Annotated in this window: 15 protein-coding genes and 1 rRNA gene; 14 read left to right on the top strand and 2 right to left on the bottom strand. The window is 42.9% G+C overall.

Features of this window, described 5'->3' with window-relative positions; all coding sequences use genetic code 11:
• From rrf to ACUYLD_RS24205, 4 genes are all read left to right on the top strand, one after another.
• Nucleotides 1-74, top strand: a 5S ribosomal RNA gene (rrf, locus tag ACUYLD_RS24190); the annotation flags it as partial.
• 275 nt (nt 75-349) lie between these two features.
• Nucleotides 350-1,201 (top strand): alpha/beta fold hydrolase, encoded by an 852-nt coding sequence (locus tag ACUYLD_RS24195; protein ID WP_446676162.1) that lies wholly within the window; start codon nt 350-352, stop codon nt 1,199-1,201.
• A gap of 273 nt (nt 1,202-1,474) precedes the next feature.
• Nucleotides 1,475-2,200, top strand: a complete 726-nt coding sequence (locus ACUYLD_RS24200) for a YjjG family noncanonical pyrimidine nucleotidase (RefSeq protein ID WP_069291909.1) — start codon at nt 1,475-1,477, stop codon at nt 2,198-2,200.
• Nucleotides 2,197-2,742: a GNAT family N-acetyltransferase gene (locus ACUYLD_RS24205; RefSeq protein WP_069291910.1), complete on the top strand. Its 546-nt coding sequence runs from the start codon at nt 2,197-2,199 to the stop codon at nt 2,740-2,742. The genes ACUYLD_RS24200 and ACUYLD_RS24205 overlap by 4 nt, the downstream gene beginning before the upstream one ends.
• Before the next feature lie 133 nt (nt 2,743-2,875).
• Here the strand turns inward: ACUYLD_RS24205 and ACUYLD_RS24210 are convergent, their stop codons facing one another.
• Nucleotides 2,876-5,152 carry an alpha-galactosidase gene (locus tag ACUYLD_RS24210; RefSeq protein WP_069291911.1) on the bottom strand — a complete coding sequence of 759 codons (2,277 nt, stop codon included), beginning with the start codon at nt 5,150-5,152 and terminating at the stop codon, nt 2,876-2,878.
• Between the two features lie 82 nt (nt 5,153-5,234).
• Nucleotides 5,235-6,221 (bottom strand): LacI family DNA-binding transcriptional regulator, encoded by a 987-nt coding sequence (locus ACUYLD_RS24215; RefSeq protein WP_069291912.1) that lies wholly within the window; start codon nt 6,219-6,221, stop codon nt 5,235-5,237.
• A gap of 177 nt (nt 6,222-6,398) precedes the next feature.
• Between ACUYLD_RS24215 and ACUYLD_RS24220 the strand changes: the two genes are divergently transcribed.
• From ACUYLD_RS24220 to ACUYLD_RS24265, 10 genes are all read left to right on the top strand, one after another.
• Complete coding sequence (locus ACUYLD_RS24220; RefSeq protein ID WP_446676163.1) at nt 6,399-8,207, top strand: sensor histidine kinase; 1,809 nt, start codon at nt 6,399-6,401, stop codon at nt 8,205-8,207.
• The gene (locus tag ACUYLD_RS24225; RefSeq protein WP_446676164.1) at nt 8,200-9,306 is read left to right on the top strand and encodes a response regulator transcription factor; all 1,107 of its coding nucleotides are present in this window, start codon (nt 8,200-8,202) and stop codon (nt 9,304-9,306) included. The genes ACUYLD_RS24220 and ACUYLD_RS24225 overlap by 8 nt, the downstream gene beginning before the upstream one ends.
• Before the next feature lie 198 nt (nt 9,307-9,504).
• A complete protein-coding gene (locus ACUYLD_RS24230) occupies nt 9,505-10,806 on the top strand; it encodes an ABC transporter substrate-binding protein (protein WP_446676165.1) in 1,302 nt (433 codons plus the stop codon).
• A gap of 79 nt (nt 10,807-10,885) precedes the next feature.
• Nucleotides 10,886-11,764 (top strand): carbohydrate ABC transporter permease, encoded by an 879-nt coding sequence (locus ACUYLD_RS24235; RefSeq protein ID WP_061830977.1) that lies wholly within the window; start codon nt 10,886-10,888, stop codon nt 11,762-11,764.
• A gap of 28 nt (nt 11,765-11,792) precedes the next feature.
• Nucleotides 11,793-12,635, top strand: coding sequence for a carbohydrate ABC transporter permease (locus ACUYLD_RS24240; RefSeq protein ID WP_061830975.1), 843 nt, complete (start codon nt 11,793-11,795; stop codon nt 12,633-12,635).
• Nucleotides 12,636-13,123: 488 nt separating this feature from the next.
• Nucleotides 13,124-13,825 carry a response regulator transcription factor gene (locus ACUYLD_RS24245; protein WP_250268298.1) on the top strand — a complete coding sequence of 234 codons (702 nt, stop codon included), beginning with the start codon at nt 13,124-13,126 and terminating at the stop codon, nt 13,823-13,825.
• The gene (locus ACUYLD_RS24250; protein ID WP_069291917.1) at nt 13,822-14,808 is read left to right on the top strand and encodes a sensor histidine kinase; all 987 of its coding nucleotides are present in this window, start codon (nt 13,822-13,824) and stop codon (nt 14,806-14,808) included. The genes ACUYLD_RS24245 and ACUYLD_RS24250 overlap by 4 nt, the downstream gene beginning before the upstream one ends.
• A 101-nt stretch (nt 14,809-14,909) precedes the next feature.
• Nucleotides 14,910-15,689, top strand: coding sequence for an ABC transporter ATP-binding protein (locus ACUYLD_RS24255; protein WP_061830969.1), 780 nt, complete (start codon nt 14,910-14,912; stop codon nt 15,687-15,689).
• Nucleotides 15,655-17,667 (top strand): ABC transporter permease, encoded by a 2,013-nt coding sequence (locus tag ACUYLD_RS24260; RefSeq protein WP_446676166.1) that lies wholly within the window; start codon nt 15,655-15,657, stop codon nt 17,665-17,667. The genes ACUYLD_RS24255 and ACUYLD_RS24260 overlap by 35 nt, the downstream gene beginning before the upstream one ends.
• A gap of 210 nt (nt 17,668-17,877) precedes the next feature.
• Nucleotides 17,878-18,984 (top strand): TolC family protein, encoded by a 1,107-nt coding sequence (locus ACUYLD_RS24265; RefSeq protein WP_446676167.1) that lies wholly within the window; start codon nt 17,878-17,880, stop codon nt 18,982-18,984.
• The last annotated feature ends 1 nt before the right edge of the window (nt 18,985 follow it).

An 18,985-nucleotide genomic window follows, 5' to 3' on the forward strand; every position in this document is an offset into this window, starting at 1 on the left:
ACACGACCGTTAAGCCCTCCAGCGCCGATGGTACTTGGACCGCAGGGTCCTGGGAGAGTAGGACGTCGCCAAGCAAATAAAAGTATGACCTCTACATAAAAAACCGCGATTATCGCGGTTTTTTTGTTTCCAAAAAGATATGCTTGTCAAAAATCCAGTATGAATCCCATAAGTCAAGACAAGTAAGACAAAAATAACACAGTTTTGTTTTTGAAAAAACCATGTTAAACTTTTCTCTTAAAAATAAATGTACTTTCTGAGGTGAGTTGAAGTGTTGGAACGTTCTATGGAGAATACAAGGGAATTACACAAAGGAAAGGAGTGATTAAAAAAGAAAAGGAGATTATAAATGAGCACTTATCAAGCAGTTATTAGTGATGGATTTGAGCTGAAATATGCTATAAGAGGTAACGGAAGACCGATATTGGTGATCGGCAGTAGTGTATATTATCCTCGCTTATTTTCAGACCATTTATATAAAAAGTTTCAATTTATTTTTCTGGATCATAGAGGGTTTGCAAAACTGACTCGAGCTTTAAAACCAGAAGACTATACTTTGGATAAAGTTATTAATGATATAGAAACAGCAAGACAATGCCTTCATCTAAATGAATTTATCATATTAGGACATTCCGGGCATGCTTTTATGGCTTTAGAATATGCTAAACAATACCCGGACTATGTTCAAAAAGTGGTGCTTTTAAATTCAGCACCTACAAACAGCCAAGAAAGACAACGGCAAAGCTTTTCTTTCTTTAATGAAACGGCCAGTTCAGAAAGAAAGGAACGTTTTGAAAAGGACATTGTTTTATTAGAGGAAGATATCAAAAGAGACCCTGATAGAAGATTTGTTCACATGTGTATACGTATGGGAGCTCAAAGCTTTTATGATTATGCCTATGATGCGGCTTACACGTGGAATGATGTATATACGAACATGCCTATCATTGATTATTTATGGGGAGAAGTATTCGGAAACATGAATTTGATACAATCCTTAGCGGATATCCATAAATCCGTATTTATTGGTTTGGGAAGGTATGATTATTTGGTTGCGCCAGTTTCTTTATGGGATAGGGTCGATGACACCTACGAGAACGTGAAAAAAGTGGTTTTTGAATATAGTGGGCATAACCCGATGTTTGAAGAACCTCATTGTTTTCATCAAACATTAGCCGAATGGATTAATGAAGATCACTAGGATTCTTGCTAAATCATCTCTTAGATGCTCAGTGGCCCGTAAAATGAGAATCACCTTCATTTTACGGGCTTTCTTATTGAGCGTTATTTATCTTTTGCACCGATGACAAAATACTATGATTTTGTTATTAGTGACTTGACGGCTTAACTAGGTTCTGTATAATAACCGAAAGGAAATAATGTATTGTTAGTTTTTTGTTGTACTTCTATCTGGAACAGCTCAAAGGATCAAGCGGACTGAACAATTTAGTAAAGCAATGATATGGAGGTCGTTATGAAATACGAAATTATTTTGTTTGATGTTGATGACACGCTGTTTGATTTTAAAATGGCAGAGAGTCATGCGCTACATAATACGTTTGCCCAATTTGGATTGCCGCAAGGGGCCACGGAGTATAAATCCAGCTATGATGAAATCAACAGTTCGTTGTGGAGAGAGGCAGAGGAAGGACATATTACCTCGGCACAGCTACGGGTCGAGAGGTTTAAGCGATTATTTACTGTTCATGATCTAGACTTCAATCCAGATGCCTTTAGTGCTGCTTATTTACGTTATTTGGGTGAAGGTGCTTTTTTGATGGACGGAGCGATTGAATTATGTAATGTACTATCCGACTGTCGTTTGGCGATCATTACGAATGGAATCAAAGAGGTGCAAACCTCCAGAATTCAGCTTTCGCCGCTGCGTGATGTGTTTGAGCAGGTAATTATTTCAGAGGAAGTGGGTTGCCAAAAGCCACAAGCTGGTATTTTCGATTACGCATTTACCAAGTTGGCCATCTCTAATAAAAGTAAGGTTCTCATGGTCGGCGATTCTTTAACCTCTGATATTCAAGGAGGGAACAAATATGGAATTGATACCTGTTGGTTCAACCCTTCCAGAAAAACAAATACGTCTGGGATTCAACCTACTTATGAAATAACAAGTTTGATGGAGCTGCCGAATAGTGTACTTTCAAAGTATCCCGTACTGAATCATACATCGGCTGAAATTAGATGAATAATGTCGAAATCAGAAGGCCGGAAATTAAGGACATCGAAAAGTTAAATGAATTGTTTAGAGTTGTGATTACAGACACGTTTGCTAAAGAAGGCATTGGTCATATGCTGGAAGACATAGAGGAGGAAATTGATACTAAGAGGTTATATTTGGAAAGTGACTTGGAGAGTCACGGTGAGCAGCGATATTTCTTAATCGCTGTAGATGGGAATCAAATAATGGGTTCTATTGAATATGGACCAGTAAGTCAACTAATAAGTAAATCTACCAGTGATACATTTAAAAAGTTATGCGAGGTAGGAACTGTATTTGTTCACCCTGACTACCAGAAGATTGGGGTAGGGAATTTATTGTTGAAATCAATGTATTTGGAGCTGAAGAATAGAGGAGTAGAAGAATTTTGTTTAGATAGTGGATATTGTATTGCGCAGAAAATATGGAAAAAGAAATTTGGAACTCCTGATTATTTATTAAAAGATTATTGGGGAGCAGGCTCTGATCATATGATATGGAGAATCAAAGTCAAGGATGCTATTAAATGATCAATTGCTTGGCAATCTCTTGTGTGTCTTTAATCTACAGGGACCAAAGTTATAAAACAAGGCAGGCCGGAAAATCGGACTGCCTTGTTTTAATTTTTTCATCGATATTCACCGTTGCTAACTGCATTTGTTATTAGTTAGAGATAGCTTTAAGGCGGAAGGTAGAGCTGGCGAAATCTCCAGAGAGATCCGAGACAACAAGCCCAATTTTCATTAGGCGGTCACCTCCAAAAATTTCGCCATCAAATGCTACGCAGAAGGGGGAACCGCCATCTTCCACTAAGGTATTACCCGCATGGACTGCTGTGTTGCCCGTCGCTCCGTGTTCGATTATATACTTTTTATCTGGGTCAAGTCCTTTTAGAGTTAGTCGCCGGATGGGCCCATTCGGTTCAGCTAGTACGCGGAAGTAAGCGACAAAAGCTTCGGACTGGTCCTCGCTAACGAACATCCAGGCCGTATCGCCTCGGCCTTCAAATGGACTAAGGAGTCGATACATATCTCCCTGCTGTACGAGGGAACGAATTTCCTTATACTGGGCAATTTGTTTGGCAGCGAGCTCCTTTTCTTCATTTGTAAAGGCAGTTAAGTCAAGTTCGTAGCCAAAATTCCCGCTCATTGCCACGTCGCCGCGTATAGCGAGGGAGGTGATTCGTCCCACCTGGTGATTTGGTACGTTCGATACGTGTGCGCCCATGGTACTGGCTGGATACACGATGCTTGTGCCGTACTGGATAGCCAATCTTTCAATGGCATCGGTATCGTCACTGGTCCATGTCTGCGGCATATAGTAGAGCATTCCGGGATCGAATCGTCCACCGCCTCCGGAACAGCTTTCGAACAAGATGTCCGGGAACTGGGAAGTCAGACGTTCCATCAGATCGTAAAGTCCGAGCATATAACGGTGTGCAGTTTCCTTTTGACGTCCACTAGGAGCAGTAGCCGAAGCAATCTCTGTCATATTACGGTTCATGTCCCACTTGACATAAGTAATCGGAGCGATCGAGAATACGGAGCTAAGCGTCTCATACAAGTAGTCACATACTTCCTTGCGGGAGAGATCGAGCACCAGTTGGGATCGGCCTTCCGTCCGCCGCCGGCCTTCCGCATGCAGGCACCAGTCGGGATGGCTGCGGTACAGTTCACTATCCGGTGATACCATTTCCGGCTCAACCCACAAGCCAAACTGTAATCCTTGTTCATTAACCCGTTTTGCCAGGTCAGCAAGCCCACCAGGCAGCTTGCGACGGTCTTCAAACCAGTCTCCAAGCGAACTGTCATCGTTGTCGCGCTTACCAAACCAACCGTCATCTAGAACAAAGAGCTCAATTCCAAGGGGTCCTGCTTCCTTGGCAATCGCTTCGATTTTGTCGGCGTCGAAGTCGAAATACGTGGCTTCCCAATTGTTCACGAGAATCGGACGTTCTTTGTCACGGTAAGCCCCTCGGCACAGACGTGTGCGATAGAGTCGGTGATAGGTGCGTGACATGCCTCCAAGACCTTCTTCGGAAAAGACCAATACGGCTTCAGGGGTCTGGAATGACTGACCCGGCTCAAGCCGCCAGGAGAAGTCAAAAGGATTGATTCCGATACTTACACGAGTCTGATTGAACTGCTCTACTTCTGCCTGTGCGACGAAGTTGCTGCTGTAGATTAGACTGAAACCGTACACATCCCCACGATCTTCAGTCGCATCAGGACGAAGTAGTGCCAGAAAGGGGTTCATTTGGTGGCTGCTGGAACCCCGTCGGCTCTCGAGCCGAATGGAACCGGGTCCGAGATCACGGCGTTGGATATGTCTTTCCCGAACCCAGGCTCCAGATAAGTAGAGAGCTTGGTAGTTGGAATCGGCGAAGTCGACAGAGGCACTCATGGCATGTTCAATATTTATGGTAGCGCTTCCCTTTTGTTCAAAAAGAGCAGACCTAGCAATAGCACTGTGGTTCGCAAATACAGTATAGAGCAGTGTAGTCTTAAGCCCCGAGTATTGATCCTCAAGGATCAAAAAGAGGGTTGTGGCTTCATCATCCGATTCGGTATAGACGGAAGGAAGTCCCTCGAGCTTTGGTTTACCCGGTTCAATACGGTAACCACTATATTTCAGCTCCGTAGTCCGAGTTCCGTCCGCAAGTGCAACCTGGTAAGCTGGTTGACGAAAGTCGCTTGTTCCATACTGGGGGTATTCCTGAGGAAGCGTGTCCAAAGAAATTGTACGGCTGGAAGAAACGGGAGTGGGAGAGAAGGAGCAACGCTCCCTAAGCTCCAATATACTTGCGAGACTTTGGTCATGATGAAGTTGAGCTCCCCAATAGACATGTGCGGGATATCCTTCTACAAGCTGGATAATATAGCTGCAATCCTTGGACTGCAAATGAAACAAACCAAGCGCCTCGTTAACATGAATGTTCATGATATTCACTCCTTAGGGGGTTATCATTATTGTTTTACGTAAGGATACTGATCAATGACAACAAGACTCTCAAGTACTGATGTTAGCCTTTTTTGCATGAGCTCTCCCGAATGACAAGCTTAGTCCCGATCACGCTGTACGCAGGTGGTTCACGTCCCTCAAACCGTTCAGAGAGCAGTTGCACGGCCGCCTTTCCCATCTGTTCGGGATAAGCACGGACAGTGGTTAGCGGTGGCTGCACGAAGGCTGCCATCTCAATGTCGTCGAAGCCGACAACAGCCATATCTTCGGGTACCTTGACTCCATGTCCATGAAGGGCGCGGAGGGCGCCAATAGCGAGCGGATCGCTTGCAGCGAAGCAGGCTGTCGGTCGTTCCTGTTGGGTTAGGAGTTCGTTCATCATGAGATAACCATCCGCGGTACTCCAGGCACCTATGCGGACGAATTGAGGATTGTACAACCCCTGTTCCCGCATGAATCGTTCAAAATAATGCGCTCTTCGCTCACCGTCGCTCTTACCGCCGATAAATCCGATTTGTTGGTGGCCAAGCTCAAGTAGATGACCGAGTGCCTGATCAACAGCTTGCCGGAAATGAAGTCGTACAGAATCATACTCCAGCTGTTCATGGTACTGGTCGACAAGGACAATGGTGTTCTTGTCAGGATGAAGCTTGAATACCTCTTCAGGGTCAACGCCACCCACAACAATCAGACCGTCCGCCTTCTGCAGGGTGCCGATGGATGAGCGGCCTCGCAAGGTCTGGCCCAACGTCAGGCCAAGCTCTTCACAGCGCAGTTCGATTCCACGGCGGATCGAAGCGTAATACGGATCGTCTCTTTCCTCCTCAATAGAACACCACAGCAGGAGTGAGACCGTTTTCCCGGCACGTTCCGTATTCTGCTTTAATTGCCTCAGCCGAGTAGGCTTATACCCGAGTTGCTCGGCAACCCCAAAAATTCTGTTTTTAGTGTCTGGGCTTACGGACAGTGACAGATCGTTATTTAAAACCCTTGAAACGGTTGCGGCAGACACACCCGCTTCGCGGGCAATGTCTTTAATGGTTGCCAAAAGAGTTCACACCTTTTTAGTTAATAATTTTACTAAAAATCGACTTTATCCTAACACATCTCTAAAGCACTTTCAAGAAGAACGGTTGAATTTTTTTAACTTTATTTTTGATCTACTACTGTAGAGATTGTTTGTGTTAACATGATGAATATTCTCTTGATGACGGAGGGGTCCTAGTTGAATATTCTGTCACTAGCTCGTAAGTGGTTTGGCCGACTTCGCTTTAAAAGCAAGGTTATAACGGTGTTTCTTCCGCTAATTATTATTTCTCTGCTTGTTCTTGGACTGTTGTCCAACCAACTTTTCAGCCGTTCTTTGATAGAGCAAACCACCAGTAATGTGGTCGATGAGTCTCAGCTTATCTTGTCTAGGACCGATTACATATTCAGGAGTGTGGAAACGGCGGCCAATATTATGGTCACGAATATTAACCGGATGTATGATTCATACGGTGCCAAACCTGATACTGCCATGGAGCCTATTCAGTTTGGAAACTTGATGCAGAGCCGCTTATCCATTGATTTGTCAATCTTTCGTGAGGTGGATGCCGCTGTATTTATTGATAACGAAGGGACGATTTTCGCCTCTTATACCGAAAGCGGGGATGATCGCAAGATCTATAGCATGCTTAAGCAGGTAAGGGAATCTGAAAGTTATGGACAGGCCCTCTGGTTTGATATGGAGAAGAGGGATTTCCTAACACCAGATCGGAGCTCTCCCGTTTTGACGCTGGGGAAGATGGTCATTAATATAGACACCGGCGAACCCTATGGAACGCTTTTTCTGTTAGTGAAGGAAGAAGGTTTGTCTGATTACTTTCGTTCAAGCGATCCAGATGCACCCAAATCTTATTATTTTTTAGATAACGAAATGCGCGTGGCTGTGGCAGAAGACAATGAGATGTTGATGAATCTGGTGAATCCACAGCTGGGTGAGGCCATCCAACGTTGTGCACCTAATGCATCCCATGGAACGTGCTCATTCGAGTATGAGGGCAATCTGGTAACGGTCACGGATTATAACCGGATGGATTGGAAGTTGGTCAATATTGTTTCTCTTAGCCTGCTTACGGCTGATGTCCGGCAAAATGTTAGACTGTCGCTCTTAATCGGCGTGTTATGCCTTATTTTTTCCTGGCTGGGCGCTAGCTTTCTATCTAAAATGGTCGTTAGCCCTCTCGAACAACTAACTAGGGCCATGCGGACTGTTGTAACCGGTGACTTGCAATCGGTTACAACAGTCCGCACAGAGGATGAGATCGGTACCATTGCTGAAGCGTTTAATTTTATGATAAGACGAGTTCGGGAGCTGCTGGATGAGGTAAGGCAGGAACAGAACCGTAAGCGTGAATATGAACTTGCACTAATAAGTGCCCAAATTAAACCGCATTTTCTGTACAACACTTTGGATACCATTTATGCACTCAATGAGTTAGATCGTAATGAGGAGGCTAGAGATACTACAAAAGCGCTGGCAGATTTTTATCGAATGGTGCTGAACAAGGGACGGGAATTAATCACTTTAGAAAAGGAAGCTCAGATTACTGATGATTACCTGACGATTCTACAAATCCGTTATCCCGATGTGTTTCGCTATGAAGTGGATATCCCTCCCGAGCTTGCAGGTACACCGATCCCGAAGCTCTCGCTTCAGCCGCTTGTCGAGAATTCGATTTACCATGGTCTTAAGAAGAAAGAAACAAAAGGTTTTATCCGTATTTTTGCCTTTAAACAGGGCGATAAGGTGGTCGTTCGGGTGCAGGACAACGGTGTGGGGATGGATGAATTCCAAGTTCAGACTATCATGTCCAGACATTTATCGAAAGAAGGAATACGATCAATCGGTACCTACAGTGTTCAGCAACGACTGAGCCTCTATTTTGGCGAAGAGTATGGGATATCCGTGCAAAGTGTGCTCACGGAGGGAACAACTGTTGACCTGTTGCTGCCGATGCTGCCAAAGGGGAGTGAACACCAAGATGTATAAAGTGATGATTGTCGATGATGAACCGCTGTTTCGAGACTTTCTGCGTATTAAGATAGATTGGGAAAGTCATGGCTTTCGGGTTTGCTGCGAAGCAAGGAACGGCCAGGAAGCACTTCAGGAAGCCGAGCGGCATCAGCCGCATCTCGCCCTCGTAGATATCAATATGCCTTTTATTGACGGAATTGAATTAGCCGAGAGGTTGAAAGTCAAGTTCGAACGCATCGTTATTGTATTCATATCCGGACATAACGAATTTGAATACCTACAGAAGGCGGTTCGAACCGGAGTACAGGATTATTTGTTGAAGCCGTTCAATGCAGAAGAAATGCTCTCGATGTTGGAACGTATTAAGCCGAAACTACCGGTGTTTCCACAGGAGAGCGAAAGTACCGAGTGGGGTAAGCATGGTAGCGAAGCGTTGCACGACAGATCAGGTATGCCTGATTTGGGTCATCTGCGTGATGCGGTCGTGCTAGACCTCCGAATGAAAGACAGTGAAACGTTAGAGGAGATCCGTAAGGCAATCCGGCAGCTTAGTATATACAAGTGGGGGGATGAATACGCAGATGCGATGCTTATGGGAATCGTATCTCTAGCACTTTCCTTTGCAAGTGAACGCGGCATTCCTTATGATCGGCTATGGGATGAAGGAGGGAACAAATCTCCTTACGACCGGCTGCGGGAGTTGGATTCCTGGGAGGCTGCTGAAGGTTGGATGCTCGCCCTATACCGCAAGCTGATCCAGCTGATGGAGAATATGCGTCCTACGAAGGCTTCCAATTTGTTTGCGGCGGCGATCAATTATATCGAGGAACATTATGCAGACACAGAGTTGTCTGCTGAGCAGGTTTCGTGCGGAGTTTTCGTCGATCCCAGCTATCTCCGCCGCGTTTTTCGCAAGGAGTCTGGCTTCTCCATAGTGGATCATATTACACACATCCGGATGAAGAAGGCTAAGGAGCTTTTGCTGTATGGAAATCGGAAGCTGTCAGAAATCGCTGAAAGTGTTGGATACAGTGACCCCAATTATTTCGGCAAATGCTTCAAGAAACGCTTTGGCATGACACCGACTGAATATGAGCAACTCAAAAAAAGGTAGTGCCTTTCCTACGAGGCAGGACAAATCGATTTAAGCCTGGCGGTTTTCCTATATATGGAGAACCGCTGCTCTATTTGTCCCGTTTTTTACTGATTAAGCCCGTTTTATTCCTTAATCAAAAAAAGAAGCAGCAGTATACTGTAGTCATGCAAATGAAAGCGTAATCATAAAACACACTGCATGAGGGGGATTAAACACATGAAAAAAACTTACAGAAGTTGGAGTGCAGCTTTGCTAGTGCTCACCATGTCTATTGGATTGGTCGCTTGTGGCGAAGATAACTCGACCTCTTCCAAGAGCGAGGCAGGGGACGGTACGATCAAATTGAAGGTGTATGCGCAGCATTTTGATGACGATACCATAAAGCCGTTCGATTATGCGGTGGAAGAGCTCAAAAAGAAGATGCCAAACGTAGAGATTGAACTGGATCCTGCCGTGCAGGATGGAGGACAGAAGCTGAAAACCTATGCGGCAACGGGAAACATGCCGGACATCTATTTAGCGGATTGGTCTGTTCTGCAAACTTTCGCAAAATCGAAAAATGTTGAGGTGCTGGACAACTATGACACAACGGCCGAATTCAAGAAGAATCTTAACCCGGGTGTTGAATCGCGTTTGGTAGCTCCAGACAATCATGTATATGCTTATCCCGAAACTGGTATAGAATTCCAAATGATCTATTATAACAAGTCAATTTTTGAGAAGGTCGGAATCAAAACACCGCTTAAGACGATTGACCAGATGGCCGATGCAGGGAAAAAGTTGAAAGCCGCAGGTTATGTGCCTATGTCAATCTTCGCCAAGGAAAAATGGATAACGACCGCTTTTTATAATGGACTGGTTACAAGGGAGCAGCCGCATGGATTCGGAGCACTTGATCAGAAAGGTGTAATAGCATTGCCGAAAGCATTTGTAACAGCGGCTCAGCAGATGAAGCAATTGCAGAGAGCCGGATTGTTCGATGCCAACGCCACGAATACCAATTATGATCAGGCATCGTCCTTATTTTATCAAGGGAAGGCTGCTATGTTCGTGAACGGACAATGGGAAATTTACAGTTCACAAGAAAAGCTGGGCGACCAGGTTGACTGGATGTACTGGCCTGCAAAGGATGAAGCAACCTACGAGAATTCCAAATATTTCATAGACGGCTCGGGTTCACCACAAGGTTACGCAGTATCACCGAGTAGCAAGAACAAGGAAACAGCTGTAAAGGTAGCGGCCTTCCTTGCCACAAAGTCAGCCGAGTACAGATACACCCAACTTGGAAGTCCAATTGTTTCGCAGAAAGTGGATAAGCCAATGGCCTCTAATGTCCCAGCAATGATGCAGCGTGTCGTCAAAGAGTTGCTGCCAAACGCGCAGGAATATGCTCAACTTCTGAGCAATACAAAAATTCAGAACACCATTAATGACAATACTCAAAATTTAATGGTAGACAATTTCTCTGAACAGGATTTTGTGAACAATCTGAATAGCACATTGGAAAAAGAAAACTGAGATTTCAGGGATTTGGCAACCCTTGGCGGCATAAGCCGCTGGGGGATGCTGTTCCAAAGATAAGGGGTGGAAGCAAGACATGAATAAATATTTGGGGAACAAATCGGCGCTCGCACTGTTTCTCCTCCCTGCTTTGATACTGTATAGCGTGATACTGATATATCCCGTTCTGCAAACTGTTCTTCGCAGCTTTTATGATTGGGACGGCCTGAGTACGCTGACCTTTTCGGGACTGAGTAATTATCGGGAACTGTTCTCCGATCCTCTACTTGCTACTTCGCTTAAGAACGGATTAATCTTTGCCATTGTGCTGGCGGTCTTTCAGATCGGACTGGGAACACTATTAGCGCTAATCTGTGCGGACCCGCGCACACGCGGGCGAAAAATACTGAAAACGTCTTATTTTATCCCAGTTGTCTTATCGGTAACCGTGGTGTGCCAGCTGTGGATTGCAATCTATGACCCAACTAACGGATTGATCAACCGGCTGTTTGATCTCTTGAACATCCCTTATCAGCAAAATTGGCTAAGCTCCCCGACAGCATCGATTATTGCCATCGCCTTCGTTAATGCCTGGCAGTTTATGGGGTATCAATTTGCGCTGCTATATGCAGGAGTTAAGTCAGTACCCGAGGACTACTTTGAAGCCGCCACGATTGACGGCTGCAGCAAATGGAGAGCGCACTGGCATGTCACACTTCCTCTGATGAGGGAAACTTACAAATTCTGCTTTATTATTGCGATTACCTCTGGAATTGGGGCCTTTGTGCAGATGCTGATTATGACAAATGGTGGCCCCGGCACTACAAACTATACAATGACATTCATGATTTACCGCTATGCTTTCATGGAAAGCAACTATGGGTACGCATGTGCTGTATCCGTGCTGCTTGTACTAATCTCACTATTGGCAACTGTAGTCATCAATAAGCTGTTCGACCGCGGACAAACCGCCTGATAAGGCGTGTATCGAAAAGGAGAACGAAATGAGTAAAACCGCTTTGAGCAAGTTCAGACAAGCTGTTCTGCAGATACCGCTGTGGTTGTATTTTATTGTTTCGGTCTACCCGTTGTTCTGGATGGTTTCCTACTCGTTCAAGAACAACGATGAGATCTTTGTCTCTAATCCATTTGGACTGCCGACACATTTTCGTTACGAGAATTACATTAATGCCTGGACGCAGTTTAATATTCCCCGTTACTTTCTGAACAGTCTGGTCGTATCAACGATTTCGACTCTGTTCATCCTTTTACTGGCTCTGATGTTTGCCTTCGCAGTGGCTCGTATGAGATGGAGGTTTCGTTCTGCCGTTCGGACTTATATGATCATAGGAATGTTTATGCCACTGCAGGTTATCATGATACCGCTGGCGATTCTGGTTCGCGATTTTCATCTTACCAATACGTATGGAGCTCTTATTCTTCCTTATATCGCAATTGGCCTTCCTTTCTCGTCCATGATTTTTTACGGGTTTCTTATAGCAATTCCTAAGGAGATTGAAGAGGCGGCATGCATGGATGGAGCTAATATTTATAGACTGTTCCTGAAAATCATTATGCCACTTGCATTGCCTGCAATTGCGACGGTAGCCATTTTTCAATTCTTGAACAACTGGAATGAGTTCACTTTGGCCTATATTTTAATTTCTGATGAAAATATGAAGACATTGCCACTCGGCTTGCTTTTCTTCCAAGGCTCTTACAGCACAGATTGGGGAGCCATGGGGGCTGTTATGACTATGGCCTCCTTACCGATGGTACTCGTCTATCTGTTCTTGAGTGAACAAGTGGAGCGGGCGATGACGGTAGGTTCGGCTGTAAAAGGATAGAAAGGATAGACTGCCCGGGGTTGAGAATCAGAAAAAGATTCTCAACCCCGGGCAGTTTTGTTATGTACATACGTTAGTTCAAACCGACGATGGTCTGTAGGTAATCAGAAACCTTACAGCAAAGAAATGTTTTTGTAAGATTCAACTGTTGTTCGTTATGTAGAAACTAATTATGCTGGTAAATAGCTAGGCAAGGAAAGAAGTGAGCAGACTTTTGAAAGATCCAAAGCAAAGTTTCAATGAAATATTAAAAAATCGTAAAAAAACCATTATAACAGTAATAGTTGTCGTTACTATAATTATATTGTTAATCACTCTGGTATTTGGCACCATGCATAGATCCGGGGTTCTATATACACCACCACGAAAACCTCCTAAATCTACAACCAAAGGGGATTAGATTGTTGTTATTGCTTGAATGATCAAATAAAGGCATTATAGAGAAATCAGTTGTTAAAAATTCAAGCACTAAGAAGGTAGAAAACATAATGCAAAAGATATTAATAGTAGAGGATGACCCTCAAATCAGCTCCTTGCTCCAATCCTATCTTGAAAAATATGGTTATCAAGGAGTTATTGTTTCAAATTTTGATAAAGTTTTAGTTGCCTTTCAAAAGGTGGAGCCTGATTTGGTACTACTTGATGTGAATCTTCCTCGTTTCGATGGATTTTATTGGTGTAGACAAATACGGACTCAATCTACATGTCCCATCCTTTTTGTGTCTGCACGCGATGATAAAATGGATCAGGTCATTGCTTTGCAAAACGGAGCAGATGATTACATTACGAAACCATTTTATCCCGAAGTACTGTTAGCCAAAGTAGAAAGTAATCTGCGACGTGCCTATGGTTCTTATGCCGTTGCTCCAAAATCACGTTCCTTAAAAGTGTCAGCTTTGACGCTATATCCCGATATTATGGAACTTGTGTTCCATGACAAGCAGGTCGAAATTAGCCAGAAAGAAGCAGCACTGCTAGAGCTATTAATGACGTATCCTAAACAGGTTGTGGGTAGAGTTCATCTCTTAGAGGCTTTATGGGATGATCACCAATATGTGGGCGAGAACACATTGAATGTTTATGTCACTCGTGTCCGTAAAAAGCTGAGCGAGCTAGGACTGGGGGATATCATAGAGACGGTTAGAGGGGCTGGCTATCGGCTTCACTTGACTGAGGAGGATGAACGGTGAAGCTTTTTTGGCGTGACCATTTTTCGCTGGTGATTTTTAATATCATCCAACTTTTTCTTGTGTTAAGTATCTATTGGTTGGATGGTTACCGTAACTGGTCGACGGCCCTGTATTCCGTCTTTTTTGGGGCTTCCATATTGCTGGTTTATTTGCTCTTCCGATATGTCCTGTACTCTGGTTTATATCGAATATTATCCACTGCAAACCTAAGAGATTTAGATGAGCTTATTCAGATGAAGGTACTTAATCCGTTAGCCTCTTCTTTGCAACATTTGCTTCTACAATATTACCGATTGTATCAGTCTCGAATTCATCAGTTAGAGCATCAGCAGCGTGACCATATTACATTTATCAATCAGTGGGTTCACCAGATGAAAACTCCACTTGCTGTTATTCATTTAATCCTCAAAGGAAAAATAGATCCTGAATCTGATCAGATTTACGATGAAATTGATCGAATGGGAAAAGGACTAGACATGATTTTATATATGTCACGGTTGGAATCCTTTGAACCTGATTTTCATGTGGAACCTGTTGTATTACGAAAACTGGTTAGTGATGTGATCTATGATAACAAAAGACTATTGATTCGTAACGAAATTTATCCTTCCAATGAAGTGGACGAGCAGTTGTGTGTGATAACCGATGCCAAGTGGCTAAGATTCATAATTAACCAATTGGTGACCAATGCGGTGAAGTATTCTTCAGGTCATGCCCACAGTCTGAAACTGATGTCTCACGTAAGAGATCATGTCATTGTGATGGAAGTACAGGATGAGGGAATTGGTATCCCTAAAAAAGACGTAGAACGGGTATTTGAGGCTTATTACACAGGTGAAAATGGGCGGAAGTATCGTGAATCAACCGGGATGGGTCTCTATTTGGTGTCTGAAATCTGCAAAAAACTGAATCATAACATTCAGTTAAAATCGACGGTTGGTGAAGGGACGACGGTTCAAATCCTGTTTCCAATTCGCAAATGAGAAACCTTACAACAGATTTAAGGTTTTTGTAATGTTAATCGATCGCTTCACTTGTCTGGATGGATTATGATCATGACATAGGAAAAAGAAAGGAATGAATTATGGAGATTGTACGAATGGATCAAGTCACCAAAATATACTATGGCAAGGTTCCCTACCGAGCCCTTAACAACATCCATTTAACGATCAAACAAGGCGAGTTTGTTGGCATTATGGGGCCGTCTGGTAGTGGGAAGACTACATTATTAAACATGATTTCAACTATTGATATGCCGACTTCTGGCGAGGTTTGCATTAAAGGAGAAAATCCACATCAGCTCAAGAAGGATAAGCTGGCTTTATTTCGTCGCAAAGAGCTGGGATTTGTATTTCAGGACTATAATTTGCTGGAAACTCTCACTTTGGGAGAGAACATATTGTTTCCTCTGATGCTGAATAAAAAAGGATTAAAGGAAATGGAGCACAAACTGGAAGAGGTAGCGAAGAAACTGGATATTATTGATATTTTGGATAAACGACCTTATGAGGTGTCAGGGGGACAAAAGCAAAGGGCAGCTATAGGCAGGGCTATTATTCACTCTCCTTCACTCTTGCTCGCAGATGAACCCACTGGAAATCTCGATTCCATGTCTTCACGTGTTGTGATGGAAATGCTGGGGCTTATCAGTCGTGTGGATCATTCCACAATCGTGCTGGTAACACACGGAGCCGTGGAAGCCAGTTATTGCGATCGGGTTATTTTTATAAAAGATGGTGAGTTATATAATGAAATCCATCGTAGTCATAGTCAGCAATTATTTTTTCAAGAAATTATAGATATACTCTCCTTTTTGGGGGGAAGTAGACATGCGCATGAGCTTTCGTCTGTTAGCATGGAATAATCTCAAGCACAATGTGCGTGCTTATGTACCTTACTATGTAAGCAGCTCATTGATGATTTCGATTTTTTTCGTATATGCGATATTTATTTTTCACCCGGATGTCTCAGATGCAATCACAGCAGCTAATGCAAAAAAGGGATTACAAGTTGCTGATCTGTTGATTTTTGTGTTTTCCTTTTTCTTCGTATTATACACAAACCATATTTTTGTTGCTGCACGGAAAAAAGAATTTGGTATACTGACCATTTTAGGGACACATCACAGACAGATTTATTTTTTGGTCGCATATGAAAATCTAATTATAGGCTTTTTATCCTTAATTACCGGGATTATCGGAGGATTTGTTTCAGCGAAATTCTTTCTACTTTTGGGCTCCAATGTCATAGGAATGTATTTAACGTTTTATTTTCCTTGGAAAGCACTGGCTTTCACCGTGGTGGGCTTTATGTTTTTGTTTATATTGATCTCATTTGTGTCTGTTTTCTTCATACGCTATTTTAAATTGCAGCAGCCTTTTAGCAAGGTTTCACAGCTGAAGAAGGATTTAAAAGCTTCATGGAGCCTGTCCTTTCTTGCCATAGTATTAATAGGAGCGGCTGTATATTTGATGAGGATTGATTTTCCACCATACATTTATCTGGCACCGTATCGTTTGGGGACTCTTTCTTTTTATATATTACACTATTCAGTTGGAGACACATTTAAATATACAATTGTAATGGGATTTATTGGTGTTTACTTATTTTACACTCAATTATGTGTACTATTCATTCAATTGCTTAGAGCTAACAGGAAATGGTCTTGGAGCGGAATACGCTTATTATGGTTATCTGAGATCACATACAAAATCAGGAATAATGCCGGGCTGTTTTCATTAATTACCCTGATTTCTATCATTTCCTGTGTAGGAGCAGCGTCAACGTTTGACTCCATGCAGCAGCAAAAAAGATTTCTTAAGGAGCAATCTTATTCATTTGCACTTACTTCTGATGTTGTAAATTCTATAGAGCTTGAAAAAGGGATTGACCAAAATCTTCATACGGCTGGGGTAGATTATTCGAAAGGTGAAGTATTGATCTTTCCCTTTCATGAACAGTTCGCGCCAGTGATGAAACAATCCAATTATGAGGCTCTTGCTTCCAGGTTTAAGGAGCTAAAACAGGCAGTAGCGCTTCGGGATCATCAAGGCTTTTTCATTTTTGATTCAAACGGGATGTCTTTAGAAGAACAGAAAACCTTTTTTGAAAAAAAGCTAACTTACAATCAAGGAAAATCTCAGATTATGAATATTCAGATTATGGATACTCAGAAGTTGGACCATAACTTAAAGTCTGATGAAAACATCATCTCTGAACTAGCACGGTTACTTGTTGTTCCAGATCGAACTTACGACCATTTAATTGAACAACGGTATTTCAATGATCCATTGGCATACAAATCTGTTTACTACTTTGTGCCAAAATGGAAGAATGGTCAACTTTCTTTAGATACTTCAGAAACTCAACAGGAGATATGGTTGTATTCCGTGTTGGCCCACAAGGTGAATAAAGGGGTGCTTAACTCTAGAGCAGTGGATTATTTGACATCGGAGATGGATCTGAATATTAGCGAATTTATTGGCGGATTTATCGCCATTATTATGTTGGCAAGCACTGTAAGTCTATTGTATTTCAGATTGTATGTAGATCTTCAACGGGATGAGGAAATATACCGAGCTTTATCGAAAATCGGACTAAACTCAAGAGAAATGAGACGAGCTGCATCCAGACAAATTGCTTTCTTATTTCTTCTGCCATTAGTCGTATCATCCATAGGAATAGTGCTTTGTTTAGTTATGTCAGAACCATCTGGAATATATGTAGTACCCTTTCGCATTACGCTTATTCAGATTATGCTGTGCTTTTGGGCAATCCAATTCTTTTCCTTTCTTATTGTACGGTTCATGTACCTTCGTCAATTGGATTTGAAGATGTTATAAGGAACGATAAGCTGTGTGCAAAAAAGTTGCAGAAGGGGAGGAGTGGTTCCTCCTTTCTGGAATCTCCACGGATTATAGACGATGCAGCTCTCAATTCACGATTTCCTTGATGGGGAGTCATACAAAGAAATTGTAGTGTAGAGGAAGAATTGTAATTCATATAACAACGTATTTATTCGACTTAATAAACTTAGAAAGAGGGGGGTATCTATGAAAAAAAGTGTGTTTATTTTATTGTTGTTGGTCTTATCAACCAGTTCTTTTTCAGGGTCCTTTGTTCAAGCAGAGGGGCAGCAATTGGCTTCCAATGCAAGTGTGAAACTAACATTGAGTCAAGCCCAGCTATGGGCACGGTCTAATAGCTTTAGTTTGAAAGAAGCCCAGCAAACGATAGAGCGTAACCGGATTAACCTAAAAAATGCAGGTAAGAATCTGGATTTCATTCCAGCAGGTGCAGGCAACGGTGAAGAGGACGCGGCTAGTAGTTCTGCTTGGAAGGGGTATGCCTCATCGACGGTTTCTTATTTGGAATCCAAGAAGCAAATCGAACTTGCTCAAGATCAGACAGACTACACCACAATGAAGGACTATTACGACGTACTTTTGGCTGACAACAAAGTGAAGAGTAGTGAGGATGCACTTTCGCTTGCGTTATTGGAGGAAAAAGCTGCTGAGGCGAAAGCCAACCGTGGAAAAATTTCTCCAGGTGAACAAAGCACCATTATTCAGACTCGTTTAGAAGCTGAAAAGAATGTAGAGATTGCAAAATCTGCACTGCAAAAAGCGTTAGAGGTGCTAAACACCCAAATGGGGCAGCCGCAAGGTACGGTATATGAACTGGTTGATCGACCCGCTTACCGGAAAATGGATAACACGAATTTGGATACGCTTGTGACGCGTGCAATCTCGGCGAGTCCTTCGGTATGGAGACAGGAGGAGGCTGTCAAGCTGGCAAAAATGGAAGTTAAATATTACACATGGAACTCGGGAACGGACGATTATGAAATTAAACAGATTGATGTAGACTCAGCGGAAGGTGGACTCAAAAATACCAAGGATCAATTGGCAGAATCACTAAAGAGTCTCTACTTTAACTTACAGCAAAATGATGAACAATACGAACAAATGCAAAGTAATTTACAGAACGCTATTAAAGTGTTGGACATATCTCGTAAAAAAAGGGAACGTGGATTTGCCACAGGTACGGAGGTTGCCACGAATCAGTTAAAAGTGAAGCAAATTGAACGGAATAAGGATGAACTCATTATTCAAATGACAATGCTGCAACATGCTTTAAACAAACCGTGGAGCGTATAGG

The sequence above is a fragment of the Paenibacillus sp. SER-28 genome (assembly GCF_052906305.1).